Raw genomic sequence first — 18997 nt, forward strand, 5'->3', positions numbered from 1 at the left:
TAACGAAATCAGTCTTTTTTAGAGTTTTATGCTGCTTATAATTCGGAAGGAGTATCCCCGCTTTCAACCGAAGGGTTATTGTTCAGTATCAAGACAGGCATAAAAAAAGCGCCCTAAGGCGCTTTTTGGAAGAAATTTCAGAGGGATTAACCGATGAACTCGAGACCGTTCATGTAGGGACGCAGCACTTCCGGCACTTCAATACGGCCGTCAGCTTGCTGATAGTTTTCCAGCACCGCGACCAGGGTACGGCCAACAGCCAGACCAGAACCGTTCAGGGTATGAACCAGGCGGGTTTTCTTGTCTGCTTTACTGCGGCAACGCGCTTGCATACGACGAGCCTGGAAATCCCAGCAGTTGGAAATAGAAGAGATTTCACGGTAGGTGTCCTGCGCGGGTAACCAGACTTCAAGGTCATAGGTCTTACGCGCGCCAAAACCGATATCACCGCTGCACAGCAGCACTTTACGGTATGGCAGACCCAGCAACTGCAGCACTTTTTCCGCGTGGCCGGTCATTTCTTCCAGTGCATCCATAGAATCTTCCGGACGCACAATCTGCACCATCTCAACTTTATCGAACTGGTGCATACGGATCAGCCCGCGAGTATCACGACCGTAAGAACCCGCTTCGGAACGGAAGCATGGGGTATGCGCGGTCATTTTCAGCGGCAGCGATTCTTCATCCAGGATAACGTCACGCACGAGGTTAGTCAGCGGAACTTCAGCCGTTGGGATCAGCGCATAGTTACTGGCATCTGCTTCTTCTTCCAGCGGACGAGTGTGGAACAGATCGCCACCAAATTTTGGCAGTTGGCCTGTGCCATACAGCGTGTCCTGGTTCACCAGGTACGGGACATAGTTTTCCATGTAGCCGTGCTGTTCAGTATGCAAATCCAGCATGAACTGGCTCAGGGCACGGTGCATGCGCGCGATTTGACCTTGCATAACCACGAAGCGAGAACCGGTCAGCTTAACCGCAGCGGCAAAATCCAGGCCTTTCGCCATTTCACCAAGGGTAACGTGATCACGGACTTCGAAATCGAATTTACGCGGCTCACCCCAGCGGCTGACTTCCTGGTTTTCGCTGTCGTCTTTACCGTCAGGCACACAGTCATCAGGGATGTTCGGCAGGGTCAGCGCGATGTTGCGAATTTCAGCCTGCAGCTCATCGAGCTCGGCTTTCGCGGCATCAAGCTCTTCACCCAGTTTGTTCACTTCCAGGCGTAACGGCTCGATATCTTCCCCGCGCGCTTTCGCCTGGCCAATGGATTTCGATCGCGAGTTACGTTCGGCCTGCAGATTTTCAGTGTTTACCTGCAGAACTTTACGACGCTCTTCAAGAGCGACCAGCTTATCTACATCCAGCTTAAAGCCCCGGCGTGCCAGTTTTTCAGCGACTGCGTCTGGCTCGGTACGCAGCAGATTGGGATCGAGCATGCTTATCCTGTGCTTATCGAATTGAAATTAGGAAAGACCGCAGCCTGCGGTCATAGAGATACAGTGACAACCTTACCGCAACGCCTTGTTTAGCGGTAGCGTTTTGTGGGGCTATTTTGATCCTGTTCGGCAAGCCAGGCGAGCTTTTCACCAATCTTGCCTTCAAGACCGCGAGAGGTTGGCTGATAATAGCGCGTTTGCGACATTTCTTGCGGAAAATAGACTTCCCCGGCGGCGTACGCATTCGGTTCGTCATGCGCATAACGATATTCCTGACCATAGCCCATCTCTTTCATGAGTTTGGTCGGCGCATTACGCAGATGCTCTGGCACATCGTAATCAGGACGCTCGCGTGCATCCGCCATTGCGGCTTTAAAGGCGGTATAAACAGCGTTACTTTTCGGCGCACAGGCAAGATAGACGATAGCCTGCGCAATCGCGCGTTCCCCTTCTGCTGGCCCCACGCGAGTGAAACAATCCCACGCAGAGAGGGCAACCTGCATTGCACGGGGATCGGCATTGCCAACATCTTCTGAAGCAATAGCCAGACAGCGGCGAGCAACATAAAGTGGGTCACCGCCAGCAGTGATAATGCGTGCATACCAGTAAAGTGCTGCATCGGGTGAACTACCGCGTACCGATTTATGCAATGCTGAAATCAGATCGTAAAAACGGTCGCCTTTATTATCAAAGCGAGCGCTGCGTTCCCCGGCAATTTCTGTCAGCAATTCAGGCTTCAGGACTCGCTTACTCGCGCCGTCCAACTCAGCCATATCCGCCATCATTTCCAGCGTATTCAACGCCCGGCGGGCATCACCGTTAACCAGTTCTGCAATCGCTTTTCGCGTGTCATCCGGTAGCACGATATCCTGGCCGCCATAGCCACGCGCCTTATCCGTCATCGCTTGCGTCAATACCTTTTCGATATCCTCAGCCGTCAGCGATTTCAGTAAATAAACGCGAGCACGCGATAGCAATGCCGAATTCAGTTCGAAAGAAGGGTTTTCAGTGGTCGCACCGATAAAGGTAATGGTGCCGTCTTCAATATGCGGAAGGAATGCATCCTGCTGGCTCTTATTGAAACGGTGAACTTCGTCAACAAACAGGATGGTACGCCGTCCGGCGTTGCGATTCTGGCGAGCGCGTTCGATAGCTTCACGAATCTCTTTGACGCCTGATGTTACCGCGGAAATTCGCTCAACATCAGCATCGGCATAGCGGGCAATCACTTCTGCCAGCGTCGTTTTTCCTGTTCCAGGCGGCCCCCACAGGATCATTGAATGCAGATGACCTGCTTCAATGGCTCGTGGCAAAGGTTTACCTGGGGCCAACAGATGCTGCTGGCCAATGTACTGCGCTAAATTTTCTGGCCGCATACGGGCGGCCAGAGGTTGAAACGCATTATCAGAAAAATCGAGCGACAGATTGCTCACGCACGCCTCTTATTTACGCTGATCGTCCACAGTTACGCCCTTCGGCGGAGTAAAGGTAAATTTAGATGCCTCTACAGCACCGTTTTGCTGGGATTTCAGCTGGTAGCTACTGCGCTGATCGTCCTGTTCGATGGCGCTGAACTGATGGATAGTGCCATCACGGCTCACGTTGATGGTGAACTGTTTCAGGTTACCGTTGCTGCCTTTCGGGGTCAGAACGAAATCATCGCCATTCTGCTTGATATTGTACTGTTGCCAGTCGCTGGACTGGTTACGGGCAATCAGCATAAACGGAGTATTGCTGGTCGCATCTTTGAGCCAGGTCGCGGTAGCCTGCTCAACAAACGGGTTGTAGAACCACAAGGTTTTACCGTCGGACACCAGGATACTTTCATCCGGCTGAGTCATGTGCCAGTTGAAGAGGTTTGGGCGTTTTACAGAAAGGTCGCCCTGACCATCCTGTACGGCATTGCCGCTACCATCGGTGACTTTTTGCGTGAAGCTGGCATTGAAGCTGCTCACTTTATCCAGACGACTTTTGAGATCGCTCGCCGCATCCGCCCAGACGCTGCTTGCAACAAAACTGGTCAGTAGGGCACAGGTGATGGCAATTTTCTTCATCTTGATTCCTTAAATGCGTCACTCCCGACGCGGGAGTCTCTCTGCCCCCACTGTAGGCTTCTCGCCAACAGCAGGACAGGAGAAAATACTTAAATTTTGGCTATTTACGCAACTTTTCAATCGTGGCGATCAATCGAACGGCGGCGGTGCAAGCACTTCACGGTTACCGTTGTGCCCTGCTTCGCTGACGATGCCTTGGGCTTCCATCTGTTCGATAATACGAGCCGCACGGTTATACCCGATACGGAATTGACGCTGCACGCCAGAAATAGAAGCTTTGCGTTTTTCAGTCACGAAATTCACCGCCTGATCGAATAACGGATCAAGTTCTTCACCGCTGTCCATTCCGGCAGCACCACCTTCGCTTTCAGTGTCTGAGGTAATGCCATCGACATACTGAGGACGACCACGCGCTTTCCAGTCCTGAACTACCGCATGCACTTCCTGATCGCGGACAAAGGCGCCGTGAACACGGGTTGGTGCTGCGCTTGAGTTCGGCCCCGAATAAAGCATATCACCCATCCCCAGCAGAGACTCAGCCCCGCCCTGATCGAGAATGGTACGGGAGTCAATTTTACTGGATACCGTAAACGCGATACGGGTTGGAATGTTCGCTTTGATAAGCCCAGTGATGACATCAACGGAAGGACGCTGGGTAGCCAGAACCAGGTGGATGCCTGCAGCACGAGCTTTCTGCGCCAGGCGAGCAATCAGCTCTTCCACCTTCTTGCCCACTGTCATCATCAGGTCAGCAAACTCATCGACCAGCACAACAATATACGGCAGTCTTTCCAGGGTTGGATGCACTGCATCCATGCTGTCACCCGGCTTCCAGTATGGGTCTGGAATCGGACGGCCCATTTGTGCCGCCTGGGCAATCTTCTCGTTGTAGCCCGCAAGGTTACGCACCCCAAGAGCAGACATCAGCTTATAGCGACGTTCCATTTCATTGACGCTCCAGCGCAAGGCGTTGGCGGCATCCTTCATGTCTGTCACCACTTCTGTCAGCAGATGTGGGATACCTTCATAAACGGACAGCTCCAGCATTTTCGGGTCGATCATGATAAAGCGCACGTCTTCCGGCGTCGCTTTATACAGCATGCTTAGGATCATAGCGTTCACGCCGACTGACTTACCGGAACCGGTGGTACCTGCAACCAGCAGATGCGGCATTTTCGCCAAGTCCGCAATAACCGGTTCTCCTGCGATGTCTTTACCGAGCACGATGGTCAGCGGCGATGGGCTTTCGCGGAATTTCGCGCAGTCCAGCACTTCACGCAGATACACGGTCTGGCGTTTTTTGTTCGGCAATTCCAGGCCCACATAAGGCTTACCAGGAATCACTTCAACCACACGCACAGCAACGGTAGAAAGTGAACGAGCCAGGTCGCGTGACAGGTTAGAAATTCGTGCTGCTTTTACACCTGGCGCCAGATTCAGCTCAAAACGAGTGATCACTGGGCCAGGGGAATAGTTGACGACATCCGCTTTGATACGGAAGTCGGCAAGGCGTGTTTCTACCAGACGAGCCGTTTGCTCAAGTGCAAAGGTATCAACCGGTTCCACTTCTGTCGGCGGTGGAGTCAAAAGATCCAATGACGGCAGTGGTGTGGTCGGTTTTTGCAGCGGGCGATCGTCGCCATTACGCATCAGCAGTGGGTGAATCAGGCTTTCCTGCGGCTGTGGAGCAGGTTGCTGAGGCACTGGCTGCTGCGGCTGTTGATAAGCCTGATGCTGGGCCGGTTGCTGATAATGCTGCTGTTGCGGCTGCACAGGTTGATGCTGAACAGGCTGTTGCTCTGGCATCACGCTCGGCGTAAACAGCGGGGCTTTGGGCGTCTCATCAACCAGCGTTTTCATTGGTGAGAATTCAAAATCTGCTGGAGAGAATGGGTTCGCACCTTGCGGCTGCTCACCGGAATAACGCTGTTGCTGTTGTGCAGCAAACTGACGCGCCAGCTCTGCCTCAGCAAGACTCTCTTCGTCCTCTTCCGCGCCGTTGTTTTCTTCGTACTGTTCGCCATAACGCTGCTGCTGAGTCGCCGCAAACTGGCGTGCCAGCTCGTCCTGCTCCTGCTGCAACGCTGCTTCTTCATCGCCCATCAGGTCATCCGAGTCATGCTGATGACGTTCTTGTTCACGTGCACGCTCTTCTGCCATGCGTTGTGAAGGCAGTTTGATGCCGAATGAGGCTGACGCCAGTTCACGGCGCGTAGGCACACGAACACGGTTAGGGCGTGGCAGTTGCGGACCAATCCCCTCTTTCACCTGTGTGCGCGGGCCATCGGCAAGACTGAACAACGGTGCCGCTGCGGCTACACCTGCCGCCGCCGCGCCAGTTGCCTGGTGCACACTGGCAGCTACTGGGGCTACTGCTGCGCCAGGATCCACAACAGGCATTGTCGGCGCAGGAGTAGCAGACGGTTTCGCTGCAGCGGGTTCCGGCGTTGGCTGATACCACGCCGCCAGTTGCTCGCGTTCACGAGCACGCTTCTCTTCCACTTCTTCAAAGTAATAGAGAGGAGGACGCTGCGGTTTGACTTCTTCCTCCGGTTCCGGCGCGATGTCTTGCACAGGCGGAACATGATTAACCGGCGCAGGCGCATAGTCAGGCTCAGTCTGATACTGTGGCTGCTCTGCCTGATAATGAGGTTGTTCGGTTTGATAGTGTGTTTCTTGCTGCCACGCAGGTGCAGTAGGTTGCGGCACTGGTTCCTGCCACAGTTCTTCGATGGAAGGTTGCTGGCGGAAGGCCTCTGGCTGCACGTATTCTGGTTTCGCTACAGGCGCTTGCGGTGGCCAGTTATCTGGCGAAGGCGCAATAACCGGTTCGGGCAACTGAGGTGCAGGTACGGCTTGCCATTCAACACCCGATGCGGTCATTTCTGCCCCTGCGCCAGGTATTGAAGGGGTTTGCATGACAGGATCTACGGGTGCCGCCCAGGCCTGAGAAGCAGCCGTTGCGGCGGCAGCGGCGGCAACAGGTTCATTGATGGAATGACCATTCAGTAACGGATCGGTTTCATCCCAGGCTTGCGGGCGAGCCGCGCTGTTGCCTGAGAACAGGACATCATCAACGTCTGGCTGGCGTGCAGCACTATTACCTGAGAACAGAACATCGTCTGCATCGGCCGCCTGACCGTTCGCGGTGTACTGAACTTCAGTTTCTGAATCATCCATGCGTTTGCCCGAGAACAACGCAGCATCAGTGTGACGGCCTCTCGGGTTACTGAATTTTTCAGCGATACGTTGGCGGCGGGCCAGAGCACCACGCAAAATTCGGGCCCGACGCCCTTCTTTGCGCGGAGCGTCATCCTGCTCATCTTCGTACTCGTCTTCATACTCTTCGTCGTCCACCCAGGTATCGTCACGGCGAGTGCGATTGCTGGCGAACGTGAGAACATTGAGGATCCAGTTGCCAATTTTCTCGGCAATGCTGACCCATGACCAGCCGGTAAACAGTGTTAACCCTGCAGCCCAGATGCACAGAAGCGCAAGCGTGCCGCCGCTGCTGTGTAGCATCGGTTGCAGAGCAGTGCTGAGCAGGCTGCCAATCACGCCGCCGGAGGCAAAGTACCAGATATCGTCTGCGTTGATAGCCGCGAGCCCGCACATGGTGAGGATCATCGCCAGAACGCCTATCAGACGCAGCGCTACCGCAAAGTAGTCGACGTATTCATCACTGGCTCGGTGTCGCCAGGCAAACCAGCAGCCACCAATAATCATGACCGGCAGGGTGTAAGCCATCACGCCGAAAATGAAAAACAGCGTATCCGCAAGCCACGCGCCAGGCTGACCGCCCAGATTATGAATAGGCTCATGCCAGGCGGTCTGTGACCAACTGGGATCGGAGGGGTTGAAGCTGAGTAATGCAGCCATCAACCAGATGGCGAAAAGGGAACACAGAAGCAGGAACGCTTCGAGAAGTCGGCGCCCGCTGCTTAATCTGTTAATGGTGACTTCTTTGTCTTCAGTGTATTCCTGGCTCAAGAAAGGCTCTCCAGGTCCTTGATGCTAAAACGGACAACAGCGCCGGGTCTCCCCGGCACTGTTGCTGTATGGATTAACAGGAGTGTAATCAACTTACGCCGATTTTGCACCTGTTCCGTATTAGCGCGTCTTAATAACCAGACGATTACTCTGCTTGACTTCTTCCATGACCACGTAGGTACGGGTGTCATTCACGCCCGGCAGGCGCAGCAGGGTTTCACCTAACAATTTACGGTACGCAGACATGTCCGGCACGCGGGTCTTCAACAGGTAGTCAAAGTCACCGGAAACCAGATGACACTCTTGAATTTCTTCAAGTTTTTGCACAGCGGCGTTAAATTGTTCAAACACATCCGGGGCGCCACGATTCAGAGTTATCTCAACAAAAACCAGCAGCGATGCATCCAGATAATGCGGGTTCAGCAGCGCAGTGTAGCCCTGAATAAACCCTTGTCTTTCCAGCCGACGGACACGCTCAAGGCAAGGTGTCGGAGAAAGTCCCACACGTTTAGAAAGCTCAACGTTGGAAATTCGCCCATCCTTTTGCAATTCATTCAAAATGTTACGATCGATGCGGTCGAGATCTTTGCCAGGGCGCTTCTTGCTATCTACCATTATTATTGTCTCTCTGTATTCCTTCCCTACTCCTGTCTTGACTCTGTGCACTTCACTGTTCAGAGCCTGTCCCCGCCGTCTGCGTTGATAATCTGTTACCAGATGTCACGCATAACCCATGGGTACGTGTTGAGAAGCCGTTGCCTTGCGGCAGTCACCGTTATCTCGTATGGCGTCTGTCCACAACATGCGCTGATTACGCTGACCCGGTTAAAAATGGCATTTGCGTGCATGAAAATTCACCACACTGCAAACACTGCTTTTTCTCCCTTCCTGTTTTCGCAAAAGCACAGGGGATTGTCAAAGCAAAACATCGATTTTTAGTACAACATGCCAGATATTCATTATCGCCCGGGGTTGATCCTCATGTTATCTCCTTATAATCACCCCATTGGCAGTAGATTTAGTTATGGTCATTGTTGATAAATTCATCAATCCATCGGTGGATGCTATTACACATATCGTTAACAAAATTCCTGAACGCTTTTATTACTTCCGCAAATTCCCTACAATCCCGCCCATTGTCTGCCAACATTTATGGGGATCTCATGGGCACGGCCAAACACAGTAAACTGCTTATTCTTGGTTCTGGACCTGCGGGATATACCGCTGCGGTCTATGCTGCACGCGCTAACCTGCACCCGGTGCTGATTACCGGGCTGGAAAAAGGCGGTCAGTTGACCACCACCACGGAAGTGGAAAACTGGCCAGGTGACCCGAACGATCTGACCGGTCCGCTGCTGATGGAACGTATGCATGAGCATGCGGTGAAGTTCGAAACAGAAATCCTGTTCGACCACATCAATAAAGTCGATCTGCAAAACCGCCCTTTCCGCTTGACGGGCGATAGCGGAGAGTACACTTGCGATGCGCTGATCATTGCAACTGGCGCTTCAGCACGTTACCTCGGTCTGCCTTCTGAAGAAGCGTTCAAAGGCCGCGGCGTTTCTGCTTGTGCGACCTGCGATGGTTTCTTCTACCGTAATCAGAAAGTCGCGGTGATCGGCGGCGGGAATACCGCAGTAGAAGAAGCGCTCTATCTGGCGAACATCGCCTCAGAAGTGCATCTGATTCACCGTCGCGACACGTTCCGCGCTGAAAAAATTCTGGTTAAGCGCCTGATGGACAAAGTCGAAAGCGGCAATATCGTGCTGCATACGCATCGCACGCTGGAAGAAGTCACGGGTGACCAGATGGGTGTGACGGGCCTGCGTCTGCGTGATACCGAAAACAGCGATAACATTGAATCGCTGGAAGTAGCAGGTCTGTTCGTTGCTATCGGCCATAGCCCTAATACCGCCATTTTTGATGGTCAGCTGGAACTTGAAAACGGCTATATCAAAGTCCAGTCGGGTATTCATGGTAATGCAACCCAGACCAGCATCCCTGGCGTATTTGCAGCCGGTGACGTGATGGACCACATCTATCGTCAGGCTATTACCTCTGCCGGAACAGGCTGTATGGCTGCCCTTGATGCTGAACGCTATCTGGACGGTTTGGCCGATCAGGCTAAATAATCTTTACAAGTCAGTAACAAAGGTAAATAAGGCGACGATAAGTCGCCTTTATTTTTTCCTCGTTGTAACATTGCCGTGCCCAAAATCACCTATAAGACACCTGCTAAGCGCGCAATGAATAAAACCCGTCAACAAGAGCTTACCCGCTGGTTAAAACAGCAAAGTGTTATTTCCCGTCGTTGGCTGATGCTTTCCCGCCTGCTTGGCGCAGTGAGCGGCGTGCTGATCATCGCTCAGGCCTGGCTGCTGGCGCGCATGCTTCACCATATGATTATGGAGAACATCCCGCGCGAAGCTTTGCTAATGCCTTTTGTGATGCTGGTTTTGGTCTTTATTTTGCGTGCCTGGGTAGTCTGGCTTCGTGAACGAGTGGGTTTTCATGCCGGGCAGCATATTCGTTTTGAGATTCGTAAAACGGTGCTGGACAGGCTCCAGCAGGCGGGGCCCGCCTGGATACAGGGAAAACCAGCCGGCAGTTGGGCCACGCTGATCCTCGAACAAATCGACGATATGCATGATTACTACGCCCGCTATCTGCCGCAGATGGCGCTCGCGGCCTCTGTGCCGCTGTTGATTGTGTTGGCGATTTTCCCCTCTAACTGGGCTGCGGCATTAATCCTGCTTTGCACTGCACCGCTTATCCCGCTGTTTATGGCTTTGGTTGGCATGGGTGCCGCCGATGCCAACCGCCGAAACTTTCTGGCTTTGGCACGCCTGAGCGGTCACTTCCTCGACCGACTCCGCGGCATGGACACGCTGCGTATCTTTGGTCGCGGCGAAGCGGAGACAGAAAATATCCGCCAGGCCTCTGAGAGTTTCCGTCAACGTACGATGGAAGTGCTTCGCCTGGCGTTTCTCTCTTCTGGCGTCCTTGAGTTTTTCACTTCGCTGTCGATTGCTTTGGTTGCCGTCTATTTCGGCTTCTCTTATCTGGGCGAACTTAATTTTGGCAGCTATGGTATGCCCGTTACGCTGTTATCCGGTTTCCTGGCGTTGATACTGGCACCTGAATTTTTCCAGCCGCTTCGCGACCTTGGCACGTTTTATCATGCCAAAGCGCAGGCTGTCGGGGCCGCCGATAGCCTGAAAACCTTCCTCGAAGCCCCGCTCGCGCAGCCCCAGCGCGGCCACCTTACCCTTGATGAAAACAAGATGGTGAGCGTGGAAGCCCAGGATCTGGTCATCAAATCACCTGAAGGTAAAGTGCTCGCGGGGCCTTTGACCTTTACGCTGAAAGCCGGTGAACGCGTGGTTCTGGTCGGGCAAAGCGGTTCAGGCAAAACCTCGCTGCTCAATACACTGGCCGGTTTTTTGCCTTATGAAGGCTCACTGAAGATTAATGGTGAAGAGTTAAGTGAACTGGAGCCTGAAGCCTGGCGTCGCCTGCTGAGTTGGGTTGGGCAAAACCCGCAACTCCCCGCAACAACACTGCGCGAGAACGTCATGCTTGCCGCGCCGGATGCCAGCGAAGCGCAACTGCACCATGCACTTGTGCGAGCATGGGTGAACGAATTCATCGACCAGTTGCCCCAGGGGATTGATACGCCAGTGGGGGATCAGGCCGCAAGACTTTCCGTTGGTCAGGCTCAGCGAGTGGCTGTCGCTCGCGCGTTGCTGTCGCCTTGCCGTTTATTGTTACTCGATGAACCGGCAGCCAGCCTTGACGCTCATAGCGAGCAGCGTGTCATGCAGGCATTAACAGAAGCGTCAACCAACCAGACGACCCTGATGGTGACACACCAACTGGAGAACCTCGCTGCCTGGGATGCCGTTTGGGTGATGCAGCAGGGCAAGATTGTTGAACAAGGTTCGTTTGAGCAGTTAGCGCAGTCACCAGGGCATTTCAGCGGTTTACTTGCCCATCGTCAGGAGGAAATTTAAATGCGTGTCTTAGCTCCCTACCTGGCGCTGTATAAACGTCATAAATGGCTATTGTCGCTGGGCGTTGTCCTGGCGATAGTCACCCTCCTTGCGAGCATTGGCCTGTTGACCCTTTCGGGTTGGTTCCTCTCGGCATCGGCCGTCGTCGGTTTTGCCGGTGCCTACAGTTTTAACTACATGCTCCCTGCGGCAGGCGTGCGCGGTGCGGCGATCATCCGTACTGCGGGTCGTTATTTCGAACGTCTGGTCAGTCACGATGCCACCTTCCGCGTGCTGCAACATCTGCGAGTGTTCACCTTCAGCAAACTTCTCCCCCTCTCCCCTGCCGGGCTGGCGCGTTTTCGCCAGGGAGAATTGCTCAACCGCGTGGTTGCGGACGTCGATACGCTCGATCACCTTTATCTGCGTGTGATCTCTCCACTGATTGGCGCGCTGGTTGTAATTGTTGTTGTCACTTTTGGCCTGAGCTTCCTTGATGTCACGCTTGCGTTGACTCTGGGCGGGATCATGCTCTTAACCCTGCTTGTGCTTCCACCGCTGTTTTACCGTGCGGGAAAACCTACGGGTGAGAGTCTGACACAACTGCGCGGCGAGTATCGTCAACAGCTCACCTCCTGGCTACACGGCCAGGCTGAGCTCACTATTTTTGGCGCCAGTCATCGTTACCGCGAGCTGATGGAACAAACCGAGCTTAACTGGCACGAAGCCCAACGACGCCAGTCGGAACTGACGGCCCTGTCTCAGGCCGTCATGTTGTTGATTGGCGCTGCGGCTATCATCGCCATGCTGTGGATGGCAGCAGGTGGCGTAGGTGATAACAGTCAGCCTGGTGCGCTGATTGCGCTGTTTGTTTTCTGTGCGCTGGCCGCTTTCGAAGCGCTTGCGCCAGTGACCGGCGCATTTCAGCATCTGGGCCAGGTGATGGCTTCCGCTGCGCGGGTCACGGAGCTGACCAGCCAGTCACCAGAAGTGACGTTCCCGCAAGCGCATTCTGATGTCGCAGAACACATCAGCCTGACGCTGAAAGACGTTAGCTTCAGCTATCCCCAGCAAGCACAACCGGCACTGAATGCAATCAACCTGCAGGTGAATGCCGGTGAACATGTCGCCATTTTGGGTCGGACAGGGTGTGGTAAATCAACGTTGCTGCAATTGCTGACCCGAGCCTGGGACCCGCAGCAAGGTGAATTATTGCTGAATGATCAGCCGATCGCGGCTCTGAATGAGCCCACGCTGCGCCGTTCTGTTAGCGTCGTCCCTCAGCGTGTGCATCTGTTTAGCGCCACGCTTCGCGATAACCTGCTGCTGGCCTCTCCGTCAGCCTCCGACAAACAACTCTCCGCAGCCCTCACGCGCGTGGGCCTGGAAAAGTTACTGGAAGATGCAGGTCTGAACAGTTGGCTTGGCGAAGGTGGACGCCAGCTTTCCGGTGGCGAACTACGCCGCCTGGCGATTGCACGTGCTTTGCTGCACGATGCACCACTGATGCTGCTGGACGAACCCACCGAAGGGCTCGATGCCACAACGGAAAGCCAAATCCTTGATTTGCTGGCTGATGTGATGCAGGGCAAAACCGTCCTGATGGTCACCCACCGCCTGCGCGGACTGGCGCGTTTTAACCAAATAATTGTGATGGACAACGGGCAAATTATTGAGCAAGGTAATCACGCAGAATTGCTGGCCCGTCAGGGGCGTTATTATCAGTTCAGACAGCGTCTGTAGACTACTATTCTCTATTATCAGGCGTGGAGTTGTGAAGTATGCGGCTGGTCCAGTTGTCACGTCATTCCATTACCTTTCCGTCCCCTGAAGGTGCCCTGCGCGAGCCCAATGGGCTACTTGCGCTGGGCGGCGATCTCAGCCCTGCCCGGCTGCTGATGGCCTATCAGCGTGGGATCTTCCCCTGGTTTTCACCGGGCGATCCTATTTTGTGGTGGTCACCCGATCCTCGCGCCATTTTGTGGCCTGAGGAATTTCACATCAGTCGGAGTATGAAGCGTTTCCATAAATCTTCGCCGTATCGCATCACGTTAAATCACGCCTTTGGCAGAGTGATTGAAGGCTGTGCTGGCGACAGAGATGAAGGCACGTGGATAACGGAAAGCATTGTGCTCGCCTATCATCGCTTGCATGAGCTTGGTCATGCGCACTCTGTGGAAGTGTGGCTTGGCAACGAACTGGTGGGTGGTATGTATGGCGTCGCGCAAGGCGCGTTATTCTGTGGGGAATCAATGTTCAGCCGGGCGGAGAACGCCTCGAAGAGTGCGCTGCTGGTATTTTGTCAGGAATTCGCTCGCGAGGGCGGTAAGCTGATGGATTGCCAGGTGCTCAACAGCCATACTGCTTCGCTTGGCGCCGTTGAAATTCCTCGTCGCGACTACCTTGAACACCTTGAGGCGCTTCGCTCCCAGCCGCTTGCGGGGCATTTCTGGGTACCTCGTACGCTGTTTTTGCCGGCAGCGTAAATGTTTTCGGCACATTTTTTGTCAGGGTGATATAATTGTGCCGGAAGTCGTTTCTGCCTGTTGCCCCGCCTTCGTTTGGACTCTCCCTCTTAAACGTTTGCACTCGTCATGCGGAGTGTGCGTGTGATTGTGGGCAATACGCAAAAACGATCCCTTTTACCCCTTACGCCACGCTTAAAGTGGAAAGATGACGGGTAAATCTTTACTTAATTGATGAATTTCGGCATTATCTTGCCGGTTCAAAACTACGGTAGTGATACCCCAGAGGACTAGATGGCCAAAGAAGACAATATCGAAATGCAGGGTACCGTTCTTGAAACGTTACCTAACACTATGTTCCGCGTAGAACTGGAAAACGGTCACGTGGTAACAGCGCATATCTCCGGTAAAATGCGTAAAAACTACATCCGCATTCTGACGGGCGACAAAGTGACTGTTGAGTTGACCCCGTACGACCTGAGCAAAGGCCGCATTGTCTTCCGTAGTCGCTAATCGCAATCAAGCCCATAGGGCAACTGAATGCTGAAAGGTCGGGTCTTCCCGACCTTTTTCATTTCTGCTCACATATCAGCTTTTCCCGTCACCCCAAACCTGCCAAAAGTTAACCCAGAATTAAACAGCAATAAGCCAGGCTTTATATTTCCGGCATTGAACAATAACATACTGTTCTTATTGAATTTAATTCATGCCCTGCCCCCCATAACAGACATATAAGCGTAACAATCAGTTCCTATACTCCGCGCCTTGTTAACATTTAATGGCAAGGAGTACTGTTTTGAAATCTTCTGTTCGCCCCCTGGCTCTCTTAATCGGTCTTACCTGTTTGACTGCACAAGCAGACAACCTGGCAATCTCAACCCCGCGTCTTTCAGGGATAGATAACTTCCGCGACGTTGCGGGGATCACGACGGCTTATACCACTGCCAACGATGGCGTGATGCGTACCGGCGTCTTCTATCGCTCCAATGCTCTTACGCCAAAAGGTGATGACTTGTCGGTGCTGGAAAGTCTGAACATCAGCACTGTGGTGGATTTACGCTCCCCGGCTGAAGTGGCCGCGCAGGCAGATACTCTGCCCGCCAACAGCAAATACGTGAATGTAGACCTGATCGGCAATAGCGGCACTTTCGTGCTGGATCTGAACAAAATGACCATCAGCGACGTGGATGCCATGATGCAGGACGGGGAACGTAACTTCGTCACCAGTGATTACGCTCGTCAGGGTTTAGGTGAAGTCTTCAGGGAGCTGGCATCCGCAGACGATGCCGCCCTCTTCCACTGCACAGCAGGAAAGGATCGCACGGGCTGGGTGAGCGCAGTTCTGCAAACTATCGCAGGTGTTGATAAGAACGACATCATGGCCAACTATCTCGCCACCAACGATTACACGGCAGCGCGAGTGAATGCGACACTGGCAGCGCTCCCAGCCTCAATGCAAGGCACCTATGGGGCGTTGATGGGCGTACGCGCGAACTGGCTGCAGGCCGGGCTTGATCAAGTCATCACCAGCTATGGCTCAATGGATAATTACCTGAAAGAAGGCCTGGGGCTCGATCAGGCAACGATCTACGTCCTGCGCGGTAAGATGGTTCGCTACGCGTCGCTGCCCGGTGAAAGCGAATTTCAGGGTAACGCGGCACAAGGTGCAGGCTTGTTGAATGCCTTACAGAATTCGCCTCTTTCCGGCCATTACACCGCTTATAACTATTTCCTGCAAAGCGCCATCGATCAGGGCTCCCTCGCAGGGGTGGAAAAACAAGTCGGTGGCCAGGTCCATGCCGATGCAGAAAGCTATTTGCTTCGTCAGCCTTCACAACTTTACGACGCGCTGGCACCTGTCATTTCAGGACGGGGTCTGCAAGAGCAACAATCACTGGTCTGGCTGCAGGGCCTTTCGGGTTATCTGGGCACGGATGGCAGCACGCAGGCCAGTTCCAGCAGCGAACACACCAACGGGGCAATGGTCGGCGCGACATGGCGTTTTGATAGGCACACTTCTGCCAACGGCGGCATCGGCTACAGCCACGGTTCGGTCTCCTCAGCAGATGGCAATGTTAATACCAACACCACGTCATTAAGCCTTGGGGCGCGTTATGGCCTGAACACAATTGATAATGGCCCGTGGGTGGGACTACAGAGCAGTGCGGGTTATATCGACTATCAAAGTGAACGCCATCTGGGTGGCGGTCTCGGTACCGCCAACGGCGACTCAAGCGGGCACTATGTCAGCGGTCGGGCGTCCGTAGGCTGGTTAACAAGCGCTTCAACGTTAAGCCTCGACCCGGCGATTGGTGTTCAGGTAACGCATCTGAATATCGATGGGTTCAAAGAGCGCGACAGCGAACTGGCGCTGGAGATGGCGGGCGTTAATGACACGCAGACCAGCCTGACAGCAGATTTGGGCATCTCAATTTTGCCGCAACAGGCAGGTAGCTGGACATTGAAACCGGGCATAGCGCTCGGCTATGAACGTATGCTGAATGACCAGTCGACCACCAGCCACGGCACGCTGTATGGCTTTGGCGTTGATCAAACGTCAGCTTTTGGCAGCAAAAATCTCTATAAAGCCGGATTACAGCTGGCCGCCAGCTATCGCAATGTGACGGTGAACACCCGCGTTAACTATCTGACAGCCGATACGCACAGCGATGGGGTTTCCGGTTTGCTGGATGTGGCGGTCGCCTTCTGAACCGACGTTCATCAGGCATAAAAAAACCGGGCGATTGCCCGGTTTTTTCACTTTCACTCTCGCTTAGTGTGCGGCTTCCGCTTTGCGTTTTTGCGCGGCCTGGAAGTCATACGTCAGCGCGTTGTTTTTCGCGTCCAGGGCAACCGTCACCTGACCGCCATCCACCAGCGAACCGAACAGCAGTTCGTTGGCGAGCGGTTTCTTCAGGTTGTCCTGAATCACGCGCACCATTGGACGTGCACCCATTGCGCGGTCGTAGCCTTTTTCTGCCAGCCAGTTGCGTGCTTCCTGGCTGACTTCCAGCGACACGCCTTTCTGATCAAGCTGAACCTGCAGTTCGACGATGAACTTATCGACAACCTGATGGATAACCTCAGTAGAGAGGTGATCGAACCAGATGATGTTATCGAGACGGTTACGGAACTCCGGCGTGAAGATTTTTTTGATCTCTTCCATCGCATCGGTGCTGTTATCCTGGTGGATGAGCCCGATGGATTTACGCTCGGTTTCACGCACCCCGGCGTTGGTGGTCATCACCAGCACCACGTTGCGGAAGTCCGCTTTGCGGCCGTTATTATCGGTCAGCGTGCCGTTGTCCATCACCTGCAGCAGCAGGTTAAAGACGTCCGGGTGCGCTTTCTCGATTTCATCCAGCAGCAGCACCGCGTGAGGATGCTTAATCACGGCATCCGTCAGCAAACCGCCCTGATCAAAACCAACGTAGCCTGGAGGCGCACCAATCAGGCGGCTCACCGTGTGGCGTTCCATGTATTCGGACATATCGAAACGCAGCAGTTCAATACCCAGCGCTTTCGACAGCTGGACCGTCACCTCGGTTTTCCCGACCCCGGTTGGCCCGGCGAAAAGGAAGGAACCGACAGGTTTGTGATCCTGTCCAAGCCCGGCACGGCTCATCTTGATGGCTTCGGTTAAGGCCTCAATGGCTTTATCCTGACCAAAGACCAGCATTTTCAGGCGGTCGCCCAGATTTTTCAGCGTGTCACGATCGCTTTGCGAAACGCTCTTCTCTGGAATACGCGCGATACGCGCCACCACGGATTCGATATCCGCAACGTTGACGGTTTTCTTGCGTTTGCTGACCGGCATCAGACGCGCCCGCGCACCCGCCTCATCAATCACGTCGATAGCCTTGTCCGGCAAATGACGATCGTTGATGTATTTCACCGCCAGCTCAACCGCTGCACGCACCGCTTTGGCGGTGTAGCGCACGTCGTGGTGAGCTTCGTATTTCGGTTTCAGGCCGTTGATGATTTGAACGGTCTCTTCCACTGAAGGCTCAGTCACATCGATTTTCTGGAAGCGACGCGCCAGAGCACGGTCTTTTTCGAAAATATTGCTGAATTCCTGATAGGTGGTTGAGCCAATCACCCGGATCTTGCCGCTGGAAAGCAGCGGTTTAATCAGGTTAGCTGCATCCACCTGACCGCCCGATGCGGCACCCGCACCGATAATAGTGTGGATCTCATCGATAAACAGGATACTGTTGGTATCCTGTTCCAGCTGTTTAAGCAGCGCTTTGAAGCGTTTTTCAAAATCACCGCGATATTTTGTGCCCGCCAGCAGCGAACCGATATCGAGTGAGTAGAGAGTGCAATCGGCTATCACTTCCGGTACGTCGCCCTGCACGATACGCCAGGCGAGCCCTTCGGCAATGGCCGTTTTCCCGACACCGGATTCACCGACCAGCAACGGGTTATTTTTACGACGACGACATAACACCTGGATGGCACGCTCAAGCTCTTTGTCGCGACCAATCAGCGGATCAATGCCGCCCACGCGAGCAAGCTGATTGAGGTTGGTGGTGAAGTTTTCCATACGATCCTCCCCGCCTGCTTGCTCTTCGGTATTGGGTTGGCTTCCGGAATCGGAAGACTGGCTCGGCTCGTCTTTACGCGTGCCGTGGGAGATGAAGTTCACCACATCAAGACGGCTCACTTCATGCTTGCGCAGCAGATAAGCCGCCTGCGACTCCTGCTCGCTGAAAATGGCCACCAGCACATTCGCCCCGGTCACTTCGCTGCGACCTGACGACTGCACATGGAAAACGGCACGCTGTAATACGCGCTGGAAGCTGAGCGTCGGCTGCGTGTCGCGCTCTTCTTCGCTGGCAGGCAGAACCGGCGTGGTTTGTTCGATGAAGGCTTCGAGTTCCTGACGTAGCGCCACCAGATCCACGGAGCAGGCTTCCAGTGCTTCGCGGGCGGATGGGTTGCTGAGCAGAGCCAGCAACAGATGCTCGACGGTCATAAACTCATGACGGTGCTCGCGCGCTCTGGCGAAAGCCATGTTTAAACTGAGTTCCAGTTCTTGATTGAGCATAGGCACC

The 18997-nt window shown here is 54.1% G+C and carries 12 protein-coding genes; 6 read left to right on the forward strand and 6 right to left on the reverse strand.

Annotation, left to right across the window (positions count from 1 at the left end; all coding sequences use genetic code 11):
* Nucleotides 1-146: 146 nt before the first annotated feature.
* The 5 genes from serS to lrp form a co-directional block, all read right to left on the reverse strand.
* Nucleotides 147-1439 (reverse strand): serine--tRNA ligase, encoded by a 1293-nt coding sequence (gene serS, locus ACRCWW_RS03845; protein WP_438681215.1) that lies wholly within the window; start codon nucleotides 1437-1439, stop codon nucleotides 147-149.
* Between the two features lie 89 nt (nucleotides 1440-1528).
* Nucleotides 1529-2872, reverse strand: coding sequence for a replication-associated recombination protein RarA (gene rarA, locus ACRCWW_RS03850; protein ID WP_438681216.1), 1344 nt, complete (start codon nucleotides 2870-2872; stop codon nucleotides 1529-1531).
* 9 nt (nucleotides 2873-2881) lie between these two features.
* Nucleotides 2882-3493 carry an outer membrane lipoprotein chaperone LolA gene (gene lolA, locus ACRCWW_RS03855; protein WP_438681217.1) on the reverse strand — a complete coding sequence of 204 codons (612 nt, stop codon included), beginning with the start codon at nucleotides 3491-3493 and terminating at the stop codon, nucleotides 2882-2884.
* Between the two features lie 129 nt (nucleotides 3494-3622).
* Nucleotides 3623-7483 (reverse strand): DNA translocase FtsK 4TM domain-containing protein, encoded by a 3861-nt coding sequence (locus ACRCWW_RS03860; protein WP_438681218.1) that lies wholly within the window; start codon nucleotides 7481-7483, stop codon nucleotides 3623-3625.
* 120 nt (nucleotides 7484-7603) lie between these two features.
* A complete protein-coding gene (lrp, locus tag ACRCWW_RS03865) occupies nucleotides 7604-8098 on the reverse strand; it encodes a leucine-responsive transcriptional regulator Lrp (RefSeq protein WP_000228469.1) in 495 nt (164 codons plus the stop codon).
* Nucleotides 8099-8646: 548 nt separating this feature from the next.
* Here lrp and trxB point away from each other — a divergent pair.
* The 6 genes from trxB to ACRCWW_RS03895 all read left to right on the forward strand — a co-directional run bounded on the left by trxB (nucleotide 8647) and on the right by ACRCWW_RS03895 (nucleotide 16650).
* Nucleotides 8647-9615 carry a thioredoxin-disulfide reductase gene (gene trxB / locus ACRCWW_RS03870; protein WP_330984291.1) on the forward strand — a complete coding sequence of 323 codons (969 nt, stop codon included), beginning with the start codon at nucleotides 8647-8649 and terminating at the stop codon, nucleotides 9613-9615.
* A gap of 114 nt (nucleotides 9616-9729) precedes the next feature.
* Nucleotides 9730-11496, forward strand: coding sequence for a heme ABC transporter permease/ATP-binding protein CydD (gene cydD / locus ACRCWW_RS03875; RefSeq protein WP_438681219.1), 1767 nt, complete (start codon nucleotides 9730-9732; stop codon nucleotides 11494-11496).
* A complete protein-coding gene (gene cydC, locus ACRCWW_RS03880; protein ID WP_438681220.1) occupies nucleotides 11497-13218 on the forward strand; it encodes a heme ABC transporter ATP-binding protein/permease CydC in 1722 nt (573 codons plus the stop codon).
* A 38-nt stretch (nucleotides 13219-13256) separates the two neighbouring features.
* Nucleotides 13257-13961 carry a leucyl/phenylalanyl-tRNA--protein transferase gene (gene aat, locus ACRCWW_RS03885; protein WP_438681221.1) on the forward strand — a complete coding sequence of 235 codons (705 nt, stop codon included), beginning with the start codon at nucleotides 13257-13259 and terminating at the stop codon, nucleotides 13959-13961.
* A 273-nt stretch (nucleotides 13962-14234) separates the two neighbouring features.
* Nucleotides 14235-14453: a translation initiation factor IF-1 gene (gene infA, locus ACRCWW_RS03890; RefSeq protein WP_001040187.1), complete on the forward strand. Its 219-nt coding sequence runs from the start codon at nucleotides 14235-14237 to the stop codon at nucleotides 14451-14453.
* A gap of 331 nt (nucleotides 14454-14784) precedes the next feature.
* Nucleotides 14785-16650, forward strand: coding sequence for a tyrosine-protein phosphatase (locus ACRCWW_RS03895; RefSeq protein WP_438681222.1), 1866 nt, complete (start codon nucleotides 14785-14787; stop codon nucleotides 16648-16650).
* Between the two features lie 63 nt (nucleotides 16651-16713).
* Here the strand turns inward: ACRCWW_RS03895 and clpA are convergent, their stop codons facing one another.
* A complete protein-coding gene (clpA, locus tag ACRCWW_RS03900; RefSeq protein WP_330984285.1) occupies nucleotides 16714-18990 on the reverse strand; it encodes an ATP-dependent Clp protease ATP-binding subunit ClpA in 2277 nt (758 codons plus the stop codon).
* Between the last annotated feature and the right edge of the window lie 7 nt (nucleotides 18991-18997).

The organism is Scandinavium sp., assembly GCF_051650185.1.
Lineage (GTDB): Bacteria > Pseudomonadota > Gammaproteobacteria > Enterobacterales > Enterobacteriaceae > Scandinavium.